Source organism: Seinonella peptonophila, from assembly GCF_900129355.1.
GTDB classification, from domain to species: domain Bacteria; phylum Bacillota; class Bacilli; order Thermoactinomycetales; family Thermoactinomycetaceae; genus Seinonella; species Seinonella peptonophila.
In genome coordinates, this window is record NZ_FQVL01000020.1 from 19807 (window position 1) to 39654 (window position 19848).

Genomic DNA, 19848 nt, shown 5'->3' on the forward strand with positions numbered 1-19848 from the left:
AAATACTCATAAATGGGAGTTAAGTATTCTTACCATATATTTAGTATAGCAAGATGCCTATCACAGCGGAATCGGTCCAATAAATAAACTTTCCGATCCATTGAGAGAATGGGATTTACAATTTTAAACCTGATCACAAATAGAAGCTGCATATAGACAGCTTCTATTTATCATTCTTATTATGATCACTAGATTGGAGGGCTTGCTGTGAATGTCAGTTCATAACCACTTGTTTAAACTGCTTTGAGTTGTCATGGGAACAATATCCAGAATCAGACAATTTCGTCAATCAAATAGGTTCACGCGATCGCAATGAAAGATCTCCCATTGTATCAAGTGATGTGGAGGATTTTTTCGAAACAATATCGAGAAATTAAGACTATAATCAACATCATATCAAAGCATATCGAAACTTCCGGCTGAATTATGCCTGTAATCTCTGCATAATTTAGAATGGTCTTTCCCATACTCTACATATAGGTTCGTTATCTAAAGTCCTGATAAGGAAGTTAGTTATGGAAAAACAAACAATCAGTTTTTTTCAACTCTCATTAATCCTATTTGGAGGAATAGGAGTTCTTAATCATGTTATTGTACTTCCATTCGTATTGGATTGTGCACATCGAGATGCTTGGATTTCCATATTATTAGCAGGCTTTTTTTATCTTTGCTGGATTCCTTTGCTTTATTATATCCATAAGAAGACATCAGGGCAGAATATTTATGAATGGCTAAAAAAAAATTTTGGAAAAGCCATTACAAGCTGTTTATTTTTTTTGATCGGTATTTATTCATTGTTGATGTGTATCATAACAGTAAAAGATACATTGACTTTTTTGCATTTTTATTATCCAGAGACACCAAAAATCATTCTTGCGATGTTCATATTAATTGTTTGCTTTTACAATGCTTCAAAAGGAATCAAATCGATTGCCATGACGGCGGGGGTTTTATTACCTATTGTTATTTTACTTGGTTTTTTTGTTATGTCATTTAACTTTCAATATAAGAATTTTACTTTGCTCAAACCTTTTTTAGAAAATGGTTTACCATCTGTGTTACAAGGGATGATTTACCCTGGTGTTGGTTATATAGAATTGATCTTTGTTCTATTTTTTCAGCATCATTTACAAACTAAAACCAAACTGTATCAGCTGTTCCTAGTTGGTTTTTGTTTAATACTCTTAACTTTGGGCCCAACCATTGGTTCAATCACAGAGTTTGGACCTGTTGTTTCCAGCCTACAACGATACCCTGCTTTTCAAGAATGGAGAATTGTTTCCATTGGCAGATACATTGATCATATGGATTTTTTTGCGATCTATCAATGGTTTGTTGGTACTTTTGTTCGCTTATCGATCCTGGTACTTTTGATCTCCGATCTGTGGAAATTTAAAACAATAAAAGGGAGAAATTCATTTATCTTTTCTCTTTTAGGAATCATCATCTTATTAGGAACCTATCTACCTATGAGTGACCATGTTTTTTATGAGTTGTTGTTTCACTATGTTTTTCCTATTTTCTTTGGCTTGACTTTTATGATCTCTCTTGTTTTATGGTTACTTACGATGTTTGCTTCAAGAAAAAGGAGACTCCACCATGAAAAAATTAAAAGATAGAAAGACAAAAATGATCGATAAAGATACCGTTTTTACTTGGTTTAAAGGTTGTACTGATGTCGTTATCGAAAATACGATGAAAGATGATGATTTATTGCTTTATTGTAAAACATTAGTCGACAAAAAAGAATTAAGGTATCATATTATTCCACGTTTAGAACAATTGACTGATGTAGAAAACAATGAGCAAACAGATGCACTGCTTACCCAGTCACTAAAGCTGGATGATTCAATTTCTGATCAAATCATTCAGAAAGTATTTGAAGGGAATTTAATTATCGTCTCATTTAGTCGAGATTGCGTTTTTTCAATTGAAGCTGATCAAATTCCCCATCGCTCAGTTGAACAACCGATTACTGAATCTACGATTAAAGGAGCGAGAGATGGATTTGTAGAAGAGCTGGAAACCAACTTGGGTTTAATACGCAAACGAATAAAAACAACTTCATTGAAAATAAAACGTTTTGTCATTGGAAAAAGAAATAAAACAAAACTCGCTTTGCTTTTTTTGGATGATGTGATTCCAACTCATATCATTCACGATATAAGCAAACGATTAGACCAAATTGATACTGATGGAATTGTATCTAGTTCTCAGATTGAAGAATTGCTTCATGCGAACAAACCACAAATCTTTCCGCTTCTTGATTATTCTGGTCGTCCAGATTATGCGATGAACTGTTTACTCTATGGTCGATTTGTTATTTTAGTGGACGGATCACCTACTGCAATAATGGGTCCCGTTAGTTTGCCATTCCTCTTGAATGCAGGAGAGGATCAACATGTGGGCTTCTTTTTTGGCAGTTTCGAACGACTAGTACGCTATTTGGGTTTGATAGCCTCCCTATTATTACCTGGTTTTTGGATTGCTCTCATCACACATCATCCCGATCAGCTTCCCTATACTTTGTTGGCAACTTATTCATTAACTCGCCAAGGAATTCCATTTCCACCTATTTTGGAAGGATTTTTAATCCTATTACTTTTTGATCTTCTCCGCGAAGCTGGACTTCGTTTACCCGCAGCTTTTGGTCAAACGCTTTCTATCGTTGGTGGTTTAATTATTGGTCAGGCGTCGATTAGTGCAGGAATCGCTTCACCTGGTATTATTGTAGTCGTAGCGATTTCGGTTATTTCTACGTTTGTAATTATTAACCAAGCGCTAGTGGGGGCAGTAAACGTCATTCGTATATTCATTTATCTAGCCTCTGCACTTATGGGCTTGGTAGGTTTTTTTAGTACACTATTTTTTCTCATCATCTATTTGGTTAACTTAAAATCGTTTCAATTGCCTTACCTCACGCCTATTTCACCTCCTTATTTCACAAGTATGATTCCATCTTTTTTTCGATCAAGATTTAAGAAAATGAACAAGCGTCCTAGAGAATTGCAAACGATCGATTCAACACGTCGTAGAAAGCAGGAATAAGTATGCGATTTAAAATGAAATTATTCATTATGAGTATTATGGTCTTTTGTCTTACGGGTTGTTGGGATATACGAGAAACTGAAAATACTTTTTATATCACTGCCCTTGGATTAGATTATCAAAATGGACAATATATTGCTTATGCACAATTCAATAATTTTTCAAATGTGTCAAAAACAGGATCATCACCATCGCAGACAAAACCTGTAGTTGTAGCTAAAGGGACAGGTAAAATATTAATCGATACAGGATATAGTTTATATACAACATCACAGCGTAAGATTTCTTTTGAGCATATTAAAACGCTGATTGTTTCAGATAGAATTTTGAAACAAGGGGGAATGAAACAGATTCTAGAATTTATGTCAAGGTTTGTTCAATTTCGTAAAACCATGTGGATTTTTGGAACGCAAAAATTAATTCCTGAAATACTAACAACAGTAGGGCCTTTTCAGATTCCGTCTATTATTACGATTCAAAGTGATCCCCGAAATATTTATGAACAATATTCCCGATTCGAACCGCTTCGGATGTTTCAATTTGAAGCCTATTATTTTGAACCTGCTAATACAGCCTATCTACCATTTCTCACCACATCAAAAATATGGATAGAAGGGAATAAACCTTTAAATCAATTGAAATATGATGGGGTTGGATTTTTCGCTCACTCACATTATGTAGAGCATATGAGCGAAAAGGAATTAATTGGTTTTAAATGGACAAATCCCAATCTTGTTCGTGCACCCATCACCGTAATGAAAAATGGAAAGCCAGCAGCTAAGCTTCTTTTACGCGACCCTAAAGTGAAAATTCAATCTTATCAACGAAACGGAAAAACCGCTTTTCAAATGAAAGTAAAATTTCAAGCAGAAATTTATCAATTGATACAATTTATGCCTCTAAATATATTAGAAAAATATGCTAACCAAGAGTTGGAAAGGCAGATTTATTATACTTATAACAAAGGGTTGCAGAGAGGGATCGATGTATACCAACTCTCACATGTCTTTTATCGTGATCAAATAGCTTTATGGAAAGAATGGAAAAAGAGACATGGACGAGAACAACTGTTACTAGATAAATCCTCATTGTCTTTAAAGGCAATGATCAAGATTGAAACTGGCGGGCAAATGAAAATAAAGAATGAACAATAGAAAAAAGATATTAGAATCACTCATTTTCTTTATCGTTGATGAGACATACTATCGTAATCAGAACGAGTATTGGGTTTCGTGCATATAATCATAACAACAGTATTTATAATAAAAAGCCAAGGGAGCTTTAAGATGTCATGTCTTAAAACTCCCTTGGACTCAACTACTCGAGTGAGGCGGCTTATTTTGCTCGTAAGATCTTTTTACCTCCGAAACGTACTCCGCCAGTTACACGCTTGTACAGGGCGATCCAAGTTGTAAACGGATAGAACCAGAACCACGCTATACTCCACAAAAATGTGTAGTAAGGGGCGACGATCGTAGCTCCGTAAATCAACTGTCCGATGAAAGAAACAGTGAGTATCCCCAGTGTTAGACAAGTCGCTAGCCAGATTGCGCAAGTGATGTTGAGAATACCAAGTGCGATGAGAAGAGGAAGGATACAAGCAAATCCTATAAATCTCCAAGGAAATGCTAAGTTCTCATACGCATATCGGACGCGCTGTTCGAAAAATTTAGATGCAGTGATTTCCTGTGTAGCCTCTAGTCCTATATCTTTCGCAAATCCAATTCGGTATCCTTTTAATCGTCCTGCTTCTCGTAACTGTGCCTCTATCACATATTCGTCAAAGAGCGCATCTCGATTAAGAGATTCGATTTGGAGGATATGATGCTTGCGAAAGGCATTGTGCCCACAGTACTGCTTACGCGGGTCTAACACATTGATGACGAACATACCACTGAGATCGATCAGTGCATTGATAGTGAAGCGGTTAAACTTCGGCATTGCTTTGAAAATGTCATATTGTTCGAACCTCTCGTGAACCTTGATCAGTGTCTCTTTTGATGCACGATAGTCGTCATCCATGAGAAAGATTTTGTCGTGCTGCGCATATTCCAATGCTGCATACACGCCGTTCATCTTATCGTTTGCCCCTGTGCGCGATTCTGGAGAAGGAGCAAAGTGTACTACGTTACTGCTCTCTTGGAGACGATTCGCTAGGTATTGATAAGCCTTTTGCTCACTTTCATCGGCAATTACGAATTGAAACTCGTAATCTTCGACCTGAGACGAAATGCTTACAATGTAATTAGCAAAACGCCGTAACCCGTCACCATACTCCGCTAATAGAGGTATGATAACACTCATGCTCATTTTTTACTCCCTACAGTTCAAGCAATCTATGGATTGCTAGTTGCATCGGACGATCCTTGACTAGCCTCCATAACTCCTTTACGTTGACAGTTAGACAAAGTATGAGACTCTAGTCAAGGTATAACACTTATCTTCTTCTTTATATTACATGATGATGCTAACGCTTTCATCGTCCTATAAAAATATGTTTCTTTTTATGCTTTTATCTCATTCTCTTATCTGGGTGAAGTGCGTTAACGATCCAAAAATCTCATTTGTTTAATCGTGTAGGATCTAATTAGCTTCCTTGCTTTATGGATTGAATTCGACGATAGGTGGAATAATCTTTTAGTTTAATAAAATGAGACATCGATGGGTATTTATTGGCTTCAATTAAGAAGATACGACCATGATGATCTAGACCGATATCTAATCCATAAATACGGTGTGGAGGATATAAACGACTAAGACGAGATACGATTTTAATTGATGTTTGCTTAATATTGCCTATAGGATTTTCATGAATGGTTCGCTGAGAGATTGCCCTTTGGATGGCAACAGAAAGAGGAAGAAGAGTCCCTTTGCTCCGTGTATTATTCGTTACTATAAAACCTTTCCCAGCAACTTTAGCTGCAGTACCTGTGACTTTCCAGACATGAGATCGTTTTTTTCGTTGTACGATCACGCGAATGTCAAAAGGACGATTATTGATTTGAGCGAGAGGGATACGTCTTTGTATCAAATATCTGAGGGGGCCTGTAAGGTGTTTGACATAGTGGTAAGTATCTGAAAGACCTTGAATGATACGTGTTTTATTTTCAATATGCACTTTGTACTGATTGTCACCTTGTGCAGAAATTTGAATAACGCCAAATCCGCCTCCTTTACCAATTGGTTTTACGATGATTTGTTGATATTTATGCAACATATAAGCGAAGGTATGTTGATTGAAAAGATGTGTTTCAGGTAAATGAGGTAATAAAGCAGGGGATTGACTTAGAAATCGGTATTTTGTGAATTTATCTTCCGATGCTCTGTTCATTCAAGTGCCTCCTTTTCAAATGTAATCTATTTTTTCAAGATATTCGGATAGATGGAGCAAAAATTGCTTGATATCTTGAGGGTAAATCGCTCCTATGTTGCTGATCCGGAATGTATGGAGATGATCTAGCTTCCCAGGATAGATTGTGAATCCTTTTTCATAAAGATAGTCATGCAGATCATGAAAATGGTAATTTGGAGAACAAGGTTCCTGCACAGCAGTCACAATTTTCGATTGATATCTTTCAGGAACAAGGGTTTTTAATTGGAGCTGTTTGAGACCCGTGATAAGGGTCTTCCACGACTGAGTGTACCTTTTATATCGAGTTTCGACTCCTTCTTGTTTAAGTTCATCTAATGCTTGTTTTAAGGCATAAAGTGTTTGAACAGGGGGGGTAAAACGAAATTGATGAGTCTTGATAAAATAATCATATTGTGCAATTAAATTTAAATAGTAATTGCGAGGTTGATTTCTTATCTTGCCTAATTTGTCTTTGGATGCAATGACAAAAGAAACACCTGGCATACCTTGAATATTTTTATTAGAGCTAGCTGCAAGATAGCTGATATTCATCTGTATCATATCAATAGGGATAGCAGCATAAGAACTCATCGCATCAACAAGTAAATCAATTTGATAAGTTGCACAAAGTTTGCCGACTGAAGCAAGATCATTTAAAAGCCCTGTTGTCGTTTCGTTATGAACAATAGCAAGATGAGTTATTTTCCTTGGGTGTTTTTGGATATATGTTTCGAGCTTTTCTAATTGAAGACAGTCATAGGGCGAACTTTGATATTCTAAATAAGGTAATTGATACGTTTGAGCTATTTCACATATCCGTTTTCCATATGCGCCATTTTGGATGATTAATAATTGGTCATCATCACTAATCACAGAGCTGATCATCGCTTCGATTGCAGCGGTACCCGATCCACCAAACATGACAGTCGTATATTGGTGGAGATTTGCTACTATTCGTGTGAGGTCTTCTGTTAGGTTGATTAGGAGCTGACTAAATTCAGCTTCCCGAGGACAAATGTCAGGTACAACCTGGGCGTATTTCACACGATCAGTCGTTGTGGCAGGGCCTGGATTTAAGAGAATATTTCTTTTGATTGATTTCATCGGAGACCTCCTTCCTCTTATTTAGTTAGAGCCTGCCTGATAAACGATTGTAATCTTGTTTTCACTTCGTGAGGCTTGAGATGAGGTCTACTTAGATTGGTTTGGGAACCTTTGCGTATTTTTAAGTACAAAAACGTAAGAGTGCTGCTCTCACTCCAATGCTGTATGGTGGAAGATAATTCATGAAGATGATGGAGATAGATTGAACGAGGATAGCTACAGGCAGCCGCCATCTCTACAAAATTGACGGATGGAGAAACCGTGCTTTGTCCACCTGTCGAATCGTGAACTTGATTGTCAAGCAGAATATGCAGAAGATTTGGAGGCTGATAACAACCGATTGTCGCCAAATTGCCGAGTCTCATAAGTAATGAACCATCTCCATCAACTACAATCACTTTTAACCTTGGTTGACTTAGTGCAATGCCCAACCCAAGCGAACTTGCACATCCCATTGAACCAACCATATATAAATGATTTTCATCATCGGCAATTTGATATAACTCTCGACCTGTTTTGCCTGTAGTTGTGATGAGAATCGTATGCTTATTTTTCAAGGAATGAATTGAAGTAAGTGCTTCAAAGCGACTTGGTAGTTGATCTTGAGTTTGTTTGCTTACTTTGGTCTGATTAGATGGAATTGGAAAAGGAGTTTCTTGAAGCAATTGTGGAGCAAAAGTTCCTTTTCTGACTACAAAAAAGAATGAATGATTTTGATCAATCCATGCATTTGCTTGTTGGATTTGCTGTTTCGCTGTTTCCAAATCTGTTGAAAGGTAAGACCATTTTACCCGCATCAAAGTGAGAAGGTTTGTAGTGATTTGACCCATTAATTCGTGCTGTGGTTCATCAGCGGCAGTTGGCTCTCCACGAAGACTTACAAATCCAAGTAATGGAATTTGAAAGGGATAGTTTAGTGATGTTAAAGGGGAGACTGCATTTGTTAATCCTGAGTTTTGCATGAAAACAACGGCTTTTTTCCCACCTATAGAAGCACCAGAAGCAATCGCGATCGCTTCTCCTTCATTCGATGCGATGATATACTCGCATTCATTGATTGCATAATTGAGCAAATCTTTAAGAAATGAGCAAGGTACACCTGTATAAAATGTATAGCCCAACTGTCTTAATTCATGCCCAAATGCTTGTGTATCAAGCATAGGAAATCACCACTACCTTTTAGAAGAGTTTGGGAAATATTCATTCTCAGCTTTTTGGAGTTCCTCAGTTCCTTGTAAACGGAAAACCTCTTTTAGTGGAACCACACTATTTTCGATATTGACTAGACTTTGTTCCTGGAAAATTTGCTGAGATATTTTTTTCATGGCTTGTATGGACGATCTGAGATTATGATTGGCCCAAATAACTAGATTTACTCCCAAATTCTCTAACTCATCAGCTGACAATTTGTAATATGTTGTCGGCACAATCACAATGGGGCATTTACCACCCCATTCATTCATAAACGCTTCTATTTCACTGCTATCTGACCGTTTACTGTGGATTAGTAGGGCATCTGCACCTGCGTTTCGATAAGCTTCTGCTCGCTTCAAAGTTTCTTCGAGCCCCCATCCTGCAATAAAAGTTTCGATTCTGGCTATGACCATAAAATCGTCATCTTTCTGTGTATCTTTCATGGCTTGGATTTTACCGCAAAATTCAGTTATATCAGCAAGTGGCTGTTGATGACTGTTAATAAACGAATTTGTCTTTGGAAATTGTTTATCTTCGATACAGACTCCAGCAATGTTGCGTTGCTCTAATTTTTGTACCAGTCGCCTTGCATTATTAAAGTTGCCATAACCTGTGTCGCCATCAACCAATATAGGAATGGAAGTTGCATCGCTCATAAATTCTAAAATGTCAACAATTTGAGTCCATGAAGCCTCGTTACAATCTCTTACTCCCATTGATGCAGATATTGATAATCCACTTGCCCAAATCCCCTGAAAACCTGCTTCTTCTACGATCTTTCCTGATAAACCATTGTGTGCTTCCATTAGATATGAAAGCTGTGATGAGTGAATCAATTGTTTTAATTTCGTTGTTTTTTTCATCATATCCCTTTCCATTCATTTTATTTGTTTGAGTACAAGATATGAGGAAGGGATAGAAAATGAAGCGGCGCTCCATAACTAGACACACATAGAAATGACAGGGCTAAGGGCTAAATATTGCGAATTATCATAATGCATTTTGAATATTTATGGCATATTGTGATTTTATGAAAGAATATTTATAATTAATAAGTTGTGTTTTTTAATACTACTACTGCAACTTTATTGAGTGAAAAGTAACATTTGGTAACTATTCCATTCGTTATTGCAGAAAATATGGTCATACACAATGAGAATAATTGATGGGGGTTATTTGGCGGAATGAAAAAAGGTATGTTAACAGTTGCTACATCGATTTTTGCTTTGTCAGCGTTTTTGATAGGAGCACCTCATTTGCCAGTATCTGCTGATGGGGGGAAAGAAAAAATCTTATACACTCAGTATAAGCCGTCACAATACGATGTAAAAACCGAACTATATCATGTTGATCCAAACGGGAAAAACAAAACCTTGTTAACTAAAAATGGAGAAGGGGAAGAAGGGGATATTTCTCCAGATGGTAAACAAATTGTTTTCCATGGTGAATATGGTGATGGTGGTTTATTTACCATTCCAAGTAGTGGTGGAAAGGTAACCAAAGTGAATAAAGAAGAATATGAACCACCTACACATCGAATTCCAGCTTGGACACCTGATAAAAAGAAAATCGTCTATTTTTCGCCAAACAATCGTGCTGAGAAAAGTCCGATCCAAGTCATAAATTCGAATGGTACATCAGATCAGACTATCACAACAATTGATGCTATCAAAACCCAGATCAAGCCAACACCCGATGGAAAAGGAATTGCTTATAGCTATGATAGCTCGAGCAATAAGAAGGATGGTGGTGGAGATATTTACACCATTAACCTAAATGGTTCTAAAAAGAAAAATATTACCCACACCTCCAACATTGCAGAAACCTTGTTGGGTTGGACAATCGACCATAAAAAGATTTTATTTACCGATGGTAAAGATCTTTATACCATTCGACCAGATGGTACGCAAAAAGCAAAAATTGTAGATTTACCAAGCTCAATTAAAAATGTAACAGCAGCTGCCTTTTCACCAAACGGGAAAGAAATAGCAATTGCTAACCAAGCAAGCGAAGGGAAAACCACTATCTATAAACTTCCAGTTAAAAGTAAAGGTGCACAATTAAAAGAAATTGTGAAAGGTAATGTTGCTCTAAACGATTGGGCTGCAATTAAGTAAGACAAAATAATAAACATCTAAAACCCGCCTCCTATTTCAGATGCGGGTTTTTCTATGTAAAGCTGTTAAGTGTGTGGAGTCCTCAAACTTTTGATCTGAATATAAATTACAGGGGACTGAATATTGATAACTGTATAAGTCGATTGTGAAAGTGGTGGCGATTATATGGGAAAAGAGCAATTTCTGGGTCGCTGGACCCTTCGAATCCTGCATAATGTTATCGGTAATTCAGAACAATGTAATGATAATGATTTGGTCAAAATGGAAGCGGAACTTCGTCTAGTGGATGATGATCATTCATTTCTCGTCGGGGAGATGGTATCTGAAGATCGAATTTGGGTAGTGGAAGGGGGGGTTCAGTTATATTCACATCCCGAATCGATAACACTGCGGGCGATTGGAAAATCTAATACATCAGTTGCTGGGCAGATTTTTGATTTGACTGGTATTTTGTTGGAGCAATGGAGAGATGGAGATCAACAGCGACCAGCGATTGTCGGAACGTTGATTCAAACATTGGGCACTGGAACAATTGGGTCAACTTATTCCTTTGTCGCTGTTAGTCAAGAGCTTCCATATGCTATTTATCGTCTACCACAAACGATTGTTGATCATTACGCGGATGAGGTGCATCGTTATCACCATTTGGTCTGGCATGTACTTCGGAATTCTTGGTATACATTAGATGCTTCGTATCGTGAGGAAATTCGAAAACTGGATTGGCAAGTGTGGGGGAACCGGTATGCAATAGGACCAAATGCGATTATTAACGGCTCAGGAGAAGATTTTCTCTTTTTTCATCGTCAAATGGTGGCTGATTACCGGATGATGATGACACAAAAGGGAGAGCGAATGATTGAATGGGAATCCCTGCCCAAACCTGGTGAAAGTGAAGCCCCAGATGCAACAATTGATGACTTTTCAAATCGCGTTCCACCAATATGGGAGATTCCCTGTGCACCTGCATATCGCAGCCGTATTTCCGTCATAAAAACAGATGATTTTTATTGGAATCGACTGTGTTGGCTCGATTATCAATTTAAAAATCCCGCTTACCTAGCAACGCTTACCCTAGGAGAGTTGGGATCTCTGCTCGAATTTAGTGTTCATAATGATCTGCATCTTCGTTGGTCAAATATTCCACGAGACCCTATTACAAATGAAATTGTTCCAACTGGTAGACATGATGCAGACTTTGACTCAAGGTGGAATGATCCCAAGTATGATTGGTTGGGTGAATTTTTCTCTTCCCACGTGAATCCGATTTTTTGGCGATTGCATGGTTGGGTGGATGATCGGATTGAAGATTGGTATTATGCACATCAACACTTTCACCCAGGTGAGATTGAGCGGATTAAAAAAAGTGGCATATCATGGTTTAAAGCAGGTAAATGGGTGTTGGTGAAACATCCATGGGTTTGGCCTAAAACGTTAGGAGGGTATCTCTCACATCATGGACATGATATGCCAGGTTTACGAGAAAAACGAATCGAGAGTATGAAAAAGGTGGTGCGAATTTTATATGGGTCTCGAAGTGAGGAGAGACAAAAGACTTCAAATAAAATTGGTTGGATTTATTAATAGAATCGTTGAATTTAGCTGTATCTTTGGTAATAGTGACTTAAAGTAAGTAGAGGCCAGATAAAAGGATAAGCGTGATATCGAATATAAAACTGTCCTGCAAAACCGGCTCCGGTTGGATAGTCGTCAATTGTAGGATCGCTTAGCCTTTGTAATAGATATTTGATCCCTGCTTGGATTTTTTTGGTTGGCTTAGTAGTCACACTAATCAGGGCATCCAATGCCCATGCTGTTTGAACAGTTGTGGATCGACCTAAAGGAATAAATTTTTGTTGTCTGTCGCTATCACAAGATTCGCCCCAACCTCCATCTGGATTTTGAATGTGAGACAGCCAAGCAACTGCTTTTTTGACTTGGGGATGGGTATGATCATATCCAACAGCAGATAATCCAGTTAGCGCTGCCCAAGTACCATAAATATAGCAAATTCCCCATCGACCATACCAAGAACCATCTTTTTGTTGATGTTGAAACAACCAACGACAGGCATGTTCGATTGGTTTGCTTAATCCCCGTTGATCGGTGAAATTACCTAAAAATTCTAATGTTCGGCCAGTTAAGTCACTATTTGAGGGGTCCGCAAGTACATGGCGGAGTTTTGGAGAGACACGAAACCAGATGGGGTCCGTTTGTTTCTCAAATGCAGGCCATCCACCATCTGGATTTTGCATGAAGAGTAACCATTGGACTCCTCGTTTCCAAGCTGAGTAAATAGATTGAACGCGATAAGTGGAGGGAGTAAGTGCTCGTAAACAGGCAGATGTATCGTCAATATCGGGATTGATGGTATTTATGTCCGAAAACCCCCAACCACCTGGCTGGCTATAGGGATTGTGAATCGACCAGTCACCTTTTTTGACCTGTTGACGTTTGAGTAGATATTGGATTCCTTTTTTTATAGTAGGATGTTCGGCAGGGAGTCCCGCTTGTTGCAAAGTATAAACCAGCAGGGAAGTATCCCAAACGGTTGAGCTTGTTTCTTGTAGATGGTAGATCCCTTCATCAAGTGGGAAAAGAAAGGTGACTAAACCATTATATGCTTTCTGGATATACATATGGTTGAAGGGGTAGCCAAGAGAGTGTAATGCGAAAACCATAAAGAAAGTAGAAGTTGTATAACTATACAGTGTTCCGTCTATTTCAGTATGTTTGATCATGAAATCCAAACCTTGCTGGAGAGCCAGTTTTTCTAATTTGATCTGGGAATGAGTAAAGTGATGGGCAATTTGTTTACGGTGAATCAGTGGTTCCTCTTCCGTTACATTTATTGGGATGCCTGATAACCATTGATCAACTTCATTTTTGTGAGGAAGATCTATTTGTAACTTTTGGTGTGCTAAGATCATGAGCGGGACAAGGTGAACTCTGGCGTAACCCACAATATTGAATAGATTGTAGGGATTGCTGGTAGGTAGAAGAAGACATTCAATCGGAAGTAAAGGAATGCTAGGCCATGGTTGATGTCCAAATAAGGATAAGAGGATTTTTGTTAATCGGTTCGCTTTCTGAAGTCCACCATGTTTCATGATGAAGCCTTTGGCTTTTTGCATTATGGGATCATCAGGTGCACATTTCCCACAATAGAGTAATGCTAAACAAGCTTCAATGGTAGCTGAAATGTTCCCCGGGTTTTCATCTGGATATAATTTCCACGATCCATCAGATGATTGCATTTTGATAATACGGTTTAAAACTTTCATTACAGAGGAATCTCTTTTAGCTAAGGTAATCATTAATAAAATCATATATGAATCGGTAATCGGCCCATTTTCAAAACAGAATGACCAACTCCCATTCGATTTTTGATCCTGAATCAACTTCTCTACAAGAAGATGGATCTGCTTTTTGATTTGATTCATAAATAGTCACCTCGTGGCAATATATATCGGATGTATATTTTCTATTTCTAGTTTCCATGTCAATTTATAAAAGATATCGGAAATTATTCACGTAATAAATGAAGTGCAAATAAAGGCTGTTGTTTTTTTATATCTTTTCGAGCAATGATCGCCATGTAGGTGAGCAACATCAAATAAGCCCAGAATTTCGAGATTGGTGGGTAGAACATGATGTTTTGCGCAAAGCAGAGGAGAGAAGAGTGCATCATCCTGTCGTCGGAGAATTAGTTTTTAACATTTATCGTGTCCAGTCTGTGATAATCCTGATTTGGCATGACGCTTCATCATCCATTACACAGTGTGAAGTGAAGAGAATTTCTGCTGATGAATGGTATCAATCATTAAGCGATGAGACAAAAAAATATAAAGAAGTGGCGATGATCCTACAAGAAAATTTAAGAAAAATGCAAAGGCGATTAGATTTAACAATGTTACCATCTAAAGATCGCCTTCTTCTATTTCATAAGATAATGAATGAATATTGCACCGATTATAAATTAAAGGAACTCTTAACACAAGAAGAAATCGGTCAATTCTTAGGTTTAAGCAGAGAAACCGTCAATCGATTATTAAATAAAGAACATTATTTTGAAAGTGAATAAAATTCCCCGTTTTGTTGACAATTTATCTTATTCATTGGTTTAATAAAGAAAATCTTATATGCAGATTTCAATCCGATCCACAAAGTGGTCAAACGAGAATAAAAAAATGTCTAGAAAGTTTTTTCAAGGGAGGTCGAAGGATTTGCCTGATTCAAGTTTTCAATATCCATTTGGGTTAACGAAACATGAAGCGACAGCTTTAGCTGGTTTGTTATTAGGAAAACGACCTCATCATTGGGATACAACCAAACTCCTTAACGAGGCTCTAAAGGTATCAAAGCGATTGAAGTCAGATATTGATAAACCAGAATATCAAAACGCCATAGATCATTTAAAATCAGTATTTGAGAATACTTCGACCAACCGCAATTTGGAAGTGGAGCATTCCGAATACCAAAAGGATATGATTCGTTCCAATTTAGCGACACTTGCACCTTTATTTTCTTTATTAAAAAACAGTGGTGAATTTCAGTTATTAATTGCTCATGCAAAATACTATCGATCATCAAGCTACAATCGAGCTGGTATTAAGTCTGCTATTCAATTGAGCAAATGGATTGATCTTAACTTTACCGATGATGTTGAACTTACTCCAGACATGATTCCTCAGATACAGGAAATTTACTCAAATCTTAATCGGAGTGTTTTAAATGATCTGAAAGAATTGGTTTTATCCAATCAGAATAATGATGAGCTTCTTAGCGTATTTAAACAATTAACTGAGAAGCGCGGAGCATGGTCGTTCATTGATGATATCATTAGAGGAAATGAGTTATTAAGCAATAGAGCCTGGATTGAACACTATCAGAAACAGATTGATCAATTTGTTCCTACAAAACCGCACTTTCATCCACTGGCATATTTGCGGAACCCAAAATTGAACTTACCTAAGGAAGTCCTAGTAACAGGTGACTTATTTATGTCGCCCGAGCATTTTAAAAAACTTGAAGATAACGGGATTCATGTAAATAGATTAGAAAAAAATGAACCTACAACAGAAGAATTATGTGAAGCTATTCAGGGGATGGACGGTTATATTCTTGGCGGTATCGAACAAGTGACAGAAGAGGTAGTGAACGCTGCTGATCGATTAAAGTCGATTGTCTTTCCTGGAATTGGATACAAAGGATTTATACCTGCTTGGGAATATGCTACCCATAAAGGAATTACAATTGCTAATACACCATCAACACCAACGAATGCAGTCGCGGAGTGGATGATTGGAGCTTCACTTGCTATGAATCGAGGTTTTTTTGATCTTATGAGGGGTAGTCAGACTACTTTTAAAACTACACCTGGATTAGAAAATCAGACCATTGGGATAATTGGACTCGGGCGAATTGGCAAACGTTTAGCCGAGATGCTATCTGTTTTCGAGCCAGATCAAATTGCCTACTATAGTACACATCAGCATCCAGACGTGGAGATACAACTAGGTATCCAACGTAAAGAGAATATAATTAAACTACTTGAAGAGTCTGATGTGGTTTGTTTGTGTATTTCGGATGATCACGAAAATATGAATTTCTTTACTTCTTTTCATTTTGATCATATGAAACCAGGTAGTCTATTAACAACAGCTACGCATCCAGGAGTAGTAGATCTAGAAGCTCTATACCGTGCACTTAAATCTGGAAAAATACGAGCAGCTTCTGATTATCCTGCTGATTCACGCTTTGATGAATTTCGATTAGCTGAGTGGTTTAGCTTTAATAAGTCAAATGCTTTTAACACGGAATCAATGATTAAACATACGAGTGATCAAGCAACGGAAAAAATGGTCAATCTACTAATCAGAGGCTATGACCCTGATATTGTGAATCCCCGTGCAATAAGTTTTTTAAATACTTGGCCGCAGGATTCACGACAAATAGGAGTGAAATCTATTTCGGAAAAAAGAGTTCCGATTGTTCCTGGAAGGTTAGCATCTGCTCTTCAGAATCCTGATAAGAGAGATAGTGTCATTGCATTCACAAATCCAGAACGATATAAATAGACGTTTTATTTATACTTGTATGAAAATATTCCAAAACTGCTCAGTGCTGAAATAAATAGGAAACACTCCTGTAAAAGTAAACAGAAGTGTTTCCTATTTTACATTTGATTGCTGATGACGATGGTAGCACATAAAGAGTAGAGGCATACCCAAAGTGCACCTAGCATCCAGTATCCATGTGTTCTTTCAGCACTTCCTCGAATAAAGGGAGTTAGTCCGATCATGATATAGATAATAGGTACAGCGATAAAAATATATGCGGAAGTGTAATCACTAAAAGATATCATGAGCGATATGATAATGAGTAAAATAGATATAAAAACGCCTAAAAAAAACTGCCCCCATCGATACTTTTTATCCATGTTATCCCTCATTTCCATAAAGAGCTTGAAGTTCTTTTAACCTCTTTTCTTTCTCATCACGATAGAACAAGTTATAAGTGTCAAAAGGAATAATCCGACCGTCAGGATGTGCAATATGAACACAAGATTTTTTAACAGAACGCACATCAAAATCATAAGCATCAAGGAATTGCATGATAATCACCCGAAAAACGCGGTCATATCCAATTTCTTCTGGTGTACTGACCAACGGAAGACAGCAGAGGAGCTGTTTTAATGACAAGGCAGAGGAATGTGGAGAATGATTCGTTGAAAACAACTCGAAAATCCTAGCTTTTAACTCTTCATCACCCTCAAAGACAATCGTATTTCTTCGTCCTTTTAATAAGATATCAGGATCAATTAATCCAGTAAGCGGGATTACACCTTCATCTGTCTTTAATGCATATCCCATTGCGAGAGCATCTGGATGACAGGGTACTGGTAACATATCTTCTGCTTGAAAGATTTCGGATTGGTCAATGATCATTTGGCGTACCTCGCTTAAAGTAAGACGATCTGTTGCTGGATCGTAGGAGTTTAAACGACCTGCTGCCTGAATAGGCTGAAAGGTGACTCCTCTTACAGCCTTTTGTTTCAAGCCATACTGTATGATCTTTCCAATTTCTTGGTCGTTTAATCCTTTTTTTAATGTGACAACTAGCGTGGTAGAGAGGTTAAATTCATTAAGATGTTGGATCGCTTTTTTCCGTACCTCACGTAGATCAACGCCCCGCAAATCTTCGAGTGCTTCTGCTTCAAAACTATCAAATTGGAGATAAATTTCAAATCCTGGTAAATAACTAGCGAGTTGTTTTACAAATTTACGATCTGAAGCAATCCGTAATCCATTTGTGTTGACCATAATATGTTTTACAGGTCGTGATTTCACCATATCCAGGATTTTAAAGAAATGTGGATGTGTGGTGGGTTCACCGCCACTGATTTGAATAATATCTGGTTCGCCTTCATTTGTGACAATCGCATCTAACATTTTCTCGATTTGTGCAAGTGAGCGCCATGTTTGGCGTTTAGGGGAAGATTCAGCATAGCATATTGGACACTCTAAGTTACATTGATCAGTAATCTCTAATAGCGTCAAACAACTGTGTTGTTCATGATCAGGGCAAAGACCACAATCATATGGGCATCCATAGCGAATGGGTGTGTTCCATCGCAGTGGCATTTCTGATGGCTTAATAAATTCTCGACAGCGTTTATAGTATTCGATATCTGTAGAAATTAAGACTTTTTCTGGACCATGGGTTGGACAGCGTTTAAGTAAATAGACTTTTTCATCTTGAAAAACAATTTTGGCTTCTAATTTGCGATAACAAGTTGAACAGATGCTATTTGTTAATTCATGAAAAAGATAAGGGCGATTTTTAGGCATTTTTTGTCCTCTTCCTCTCTCCTGATATGTTTTTATTACATATCCATCCATAATATATAAGTCCCAATAGACAAGCGATTTGAATATTATTTAATCCCCAATAAGGGTGAGGAGTAGGTTTGATAAAATCAATGAGAAGTCTCCAGCTTAAGTAACCTATCATAAATAATTGGAAAAGAGCACCATCATGCAATGGAATATTCTTTTTGATGAAATAAAGCAATACACCTAAAAAAACGAGAAAAACAATCTCATATAGCTGAGTAGGGTGACGCATCACACCATCACCAAAATCAATTCCGGTAATCCATGAGGTGGGGATGCCATATGTTTGATCTGAAAGTCCAGTAAGAAAGCATCCAATGCGACCGATGGTCATCCCTGTAATTAATGCAAAGATCATGTCATCTCCGGTGGATCGGGTGATACCCACCCTCTTCTTAATCAGTTCAACCCCGATTAAACCACCTAGTAGTCCTCCAACAATCGTTTTACCCTGCATCAAGTAAGAAACATGGTTCCATTGTTCAATTGTTCTCATCGGATCTTCTAGCCAAGCTAATAGTTTAGAGCCAATGGATGCGCCTACAATCGCTCCAAACACAACCCACATTGCTTGGATCATTGTTAATTTTGACTGACCACGCATTTTCAGATAAACCCGAAAACCAATAAAATAGGCTAATGATTCAAATAATAAATGAGGATGAAGTTTAAAAAGGCCAAAAGAAATATAAATAGGAAAATCCATGGATAAACTCCTTTAGAAGGTTTTGTAGAATATCATGAGAAATACCTATTCTAATCGATTTGAATACTCCCTCCACCTACGCTAACGCTAAGAGGTGGGGGATTCTTGGGAACTCCCATCTACTGACGAGATATTAACCAAGCTATACCGCCATCCCAGCGGCAATGAATCTTATACCTTCTTGCAAGATGTTAGTAGCAGCGTTCATGTCCCTGTCATGTTCTGTATGACATTCAGGACATTTCCACTTTCTAAGGTTCAGGTTTTTCACTTCTTTGTTTCTGTAGCCACAGCAAGAACACAATTGGCTGGATGGGAAGGTTTTCCCTACTTTCATAATGGTTCTTCCGAACCATTCCGCCTTGTATTCCAACATGGTTACAAATTCTGACCAAGAAGCATCTGTGATGGATTTAGCTAAGTTATGGTTTT

General features: G+C 37.7%; 17 protein-coding genes. 7 read left to right on the top strand and 10 right to left on the bottom strand.

Annotation, left to right across the window (positions count from 1 at the left end):
- The first annotated feature begins 515 nt into the window (after positions 1-515).
- The 3 genes from BUB71_RS17805 to BUB71_RS17815 are packed head-to-tail and all read left to right on the top strand — an operon-like array spanning position 516 to position 4202.
- Positions 516-1619: a GerAB/ArcD/ProY family transporter gene (locus tag BUB71_RS17805; protein ID WP_073158285.1), complete on the top strand. Its 1104-nt coding sequence runs from the start codon at positions 516-518 to the stop codon at positions 1617-1619.
- Positions 1600-3048, top strand: a complete 1449-nt coding sequence (locus BUB71_RS17810) for a spore germination protein (protein WP_073158287.1) — start codon at positions 1600-1602, stop codon at positions 3046-3048. The genes BUB71_RS17805 and BUB71_RS17810 overlap by 20 nt, the downstream gene beginning before the upstream one ends.
- A 2-nt stretch (positions 3049-3050) precedes the next feature.
- Entirely contained in the window at positions 3051-4202 is a 1152-nt protein-coding gene (locus tag BUB71_RS17815) for a Ger(x)C family spore germination protein (protein WP_073158289.1), read from the top strand.
- Between the two features lie 181 nt (positions 4203-4383).
- Here the strand turns inward: BUB71_RS17815 and BUB71_RS17820 are convergent, their stop codons facing one another.
- From BUB71_RS17820 to aepX, 5 genes are all read right to left on the bottom strand, one after another.
- Positions 4384-5358 carry a glycosyltransferase family 2 protein gene (locus BUB71_RS17820; protein ID WP_073158294.1) on the bottom strand — a complete coding sequence of 325 codons (975 nt, stop codon included), beginning with the start codon at positions 5356-5358 and terminating at the stop codon, positions 4384-4386.
- Between the two features lie 277 nt (positions 5359-5635).
- Positions 5636-6379: a YheC/YheD family protein gene (locus BUB71_RS17825; protein WP_073158297.1), complete on the bottom strand. Its 744-nt coding sequence runs from the start codon at positions 6377-6379 to the stop codon at positions 5636-5638.
- A 15-nt stretch (positions 6380-6394) separates the two neighbouring features.
- On the bottom strand, positions 6395-7504 hold the full coding sequence (locus BUB71_RS17830; RefSeq protein WP_073158300.1) for a 2-aminoethylphosphonate aminotransferase: 1110 nt from the start codon (positions 7502-7504) through the stop codon (positions 6395-6397).
- A 17-nt stretch (positions 7505-7521) separates the two neighbouring features.
- Entirely contained in the window at positions 7522-8664 is a 1143-nt protein-coding gene (gene aepY / locus BUB71_RS17835; RefSeq protein ID WP_073158303.1) for a phosphonopyruvate decarboxylase, read from the bottom strand.
- Between the two features lie 12 nt (positions 8665-8676).
- Entirely contained in the window at positions 8677-9561 is an 885-nt protein-coding gene (aepX, locus tag BUB71_RS17840) for a phosphoenolpyruvate mutase (RefSeq protein ID WP_073158305.1), read from the bottom strand.
- A gap of 321 nt (positions 9562-9882) precedes the next feature.
- Here aepX and BUB71_RS17845 point away from each other — a divergent pair, with 321 nt between their 5' ends.
- Entirely contained in the window at positions 9883-10815 is a 933-nt protein-coding gene (locus BUB71_RS17845) for a TolB family protein (RefSeq protein ID WP_073158308.1), read from the top strand.
- Positions 10816-10980: 165 nt separating this feature from the next.
- Entirely contained in the window at positions 10981-12396 is a 1416-nt protein-coding gene (locus tag BUB71_RS17850) for a hypothetical protein (RefSeq protein WP_073158311.1), read from the top strand.
- Between the two features lie 14 nt (positions 12397-12410).
- Here the strand turns inward: BUB71_RS17850 and shc are convergent, their stop codons facing one another.
- Positions 12411-14255, bottom strand: a complete 1845-nt coding sequence (shc, locus tag BUB71_RS17855; RefSeq protein WP_073158315.1) for a squalene--hopene cyclase — start codon at positions 14253-14255, stop codon at positions 12411-12413.
- Positions 14256-14374: 119 nt separating this feature from the next.
- Between shc and BUB71_RS17860 the strand changes: the two genes are divergently transcribed.
- Positions 14375-14896 carry an MmyB family transcriptional regulator gene (locus BUB71_RS17860; protein ID WP_073158319.1) on the top strand — a complete coding sequence of 174 codons (522 nt, stop codon included), beginning with the start codon at positions 14375-14377 and terminating at the stop codon, positions 14894-14896.
- 142 nt (positions 14897-15038) lie between these two features.
- Positions 15039-16892: an NAD(P)-dependent oxidoreductase gene (locus BUB71_RS17865; protein WP_073158322.1), complete on the top strand. Its 1854-nt coding sequence runs from the start codon at positions 15039-15041 to the stop codon at positions 16890-16892.
- A 98-nt stretch (positions 16893-16990) separates the two neighbouring features.
- Here the strand turns inward: BUB71_RS17865 and BUB71_RS17870 are convergent, their stop codons facing one another.
- The 4 genes from BUB71_RS17870 to BUB71_RS17885 form a co-directional block, all read right to left on the bottom strand.
- The gene (locus BUB71_RS17870; RefSeq protein ID WP_073158325.1) at positions 16991-17254 is read right to left on the bottom strand and encodes a hypothetical protein; all 264 of its coding nucleotides are present in this window, start codon (positions 17252-17254) and stop codon (positions 16991-16993) included.
- 1 nt (position 17255) lies between these two features.
- Positions 17256-18665, bottom strand: a complete 1410-nt coding sequence (locus BUB71_RS17875) for a radical SAM protein (RefSeq protein ID WP_073158329.1) — start codon at positions 18663-18665, stop codon at positions 17256-17258.
- Positions 18658-19416 carry a prolipoprotein diacylglyceryl transferase gene (locus tag BUB71_RS17880; protein ID WP_073158332.1) on the bottom strand — a complete coding sequence of 253 codons (759 nt, stop codon included), beginning with the start codon at positions 19414-19416 and terminating at the stop codon, positions 18658-18660. Before BUB71_RS17880 ends, BUB71_RS17875 begins: the two co-directional genes overlap by 8 nt.
- Before the next feature lie 142 nt (positions 19417-19558).
- The coding region (locus BUB71_RS17885) for an RNA-guided endonuclease TnpB family protein (RefSeq protein WP_139279183.1) at positions 19559-19848 on the bottom strand (290 nt) is incomplete at its 5' end.

Excerpts from the sequence above, each read along its gene's own strand:
- BUB71_RS17805 (WP_073158285.1), top strand. The coding sequence starts at position 516 with ATGGAAAAACAAACAATCAGTTTTTTTCAACTCTCATTAATCCTATTT.
- BUB71_RS17810 (WP_073158287.1), top strand. The coding sequence starts at position 1,600 with ATGAAAAAATTAAAAGATAGAAAGACAAAAATGATCGATAAAGATACC.
- BUB71_RS17815 (WP_073158289.1), top strand. The coding sequence starts at position 3,051 with ATGCGATTTAAAATGAAATTATTCATTATGAGTATTATGGTCTTTTGT.
- BUB71_RS17820 (WP_073158294.1), bottom strand. The coding sequence starts at position 5,358 with ATGAGCATGAGTGTTATCATACCTCTATTAGCGGAGTATGGTGACGGG.
- BUB71_RS17825 (WP_073158297.1), bottom strand. The coding sequence starts at position 6,379 with ATGAACAGAGCATCGGAAGATAAATTCACAAAATACCGATTTCTAAGT.
- BUB71_RS17830 (WP_073158300.1), bottom strand. The coding sequence starts at position 7,504 with ATGAAATCAATCAAAAGAAATATTCTCTTAAATCCAGGCCCTGCCACA.
- aepY (WP_073158303.1), bottom strand. The coding sequence starts at position 8,664 with ATGCTTGATACACAAGCATTTGGGCATGAATTAAGACAGTTGGGCTAT.
- aepX (WP_073158305.1), bottom strand. The coding sequence starts at position 9,561 with ATGAAAAAAACAACGAAATTAAAACAATTGATTCACTCATCACAGCTT.
- BUB71_RS17845 (WP_073158308.1), top strand. The coding sequence starts at position 9,883 with ATGAAAAAAGGTATGTTAACAGTTGCTACATCGATTTTTGCTTTGTCA.
- BUB71_RS17850 (WP_073158311.1), top strand. The coding sequence starts at position 10,981 with ATGGGAAAAGAGCAATTTCTGGGTCGCTGGACCCTTCGAATCCTGCAT.
- shc (WP_073158315.1), bottom strand. The coding sequence starts at position 14,255 with ATGAATCAAATCAAAAAGCAGATCCATCTTCTTGTAGAGAAGTTGATT.
- BUB71_RS17870 (WP_073158325.1), bottom strand. The coding sequence starts at position 17,254 with ATGGATAAAAAGTATCGATGGGGGCAGTTTTTTTTAGGCGTTTTTATA.
- BUB71_RS17875 (WP_073158329.1), bottom strand. The coding sequence starts at position 18,665 with ATGCCTAAAAATCGCCCTTATCTTTTTCATGAATTAACAAATAGCATC.
- BUB71_RS17880 (WP_073158332.1), bottom strand. The coding sequence starts at position 19,416 with ATGGATTTTCCTATTTATATTTCTTTTGGCCTTTTTAAACTTCATCCT.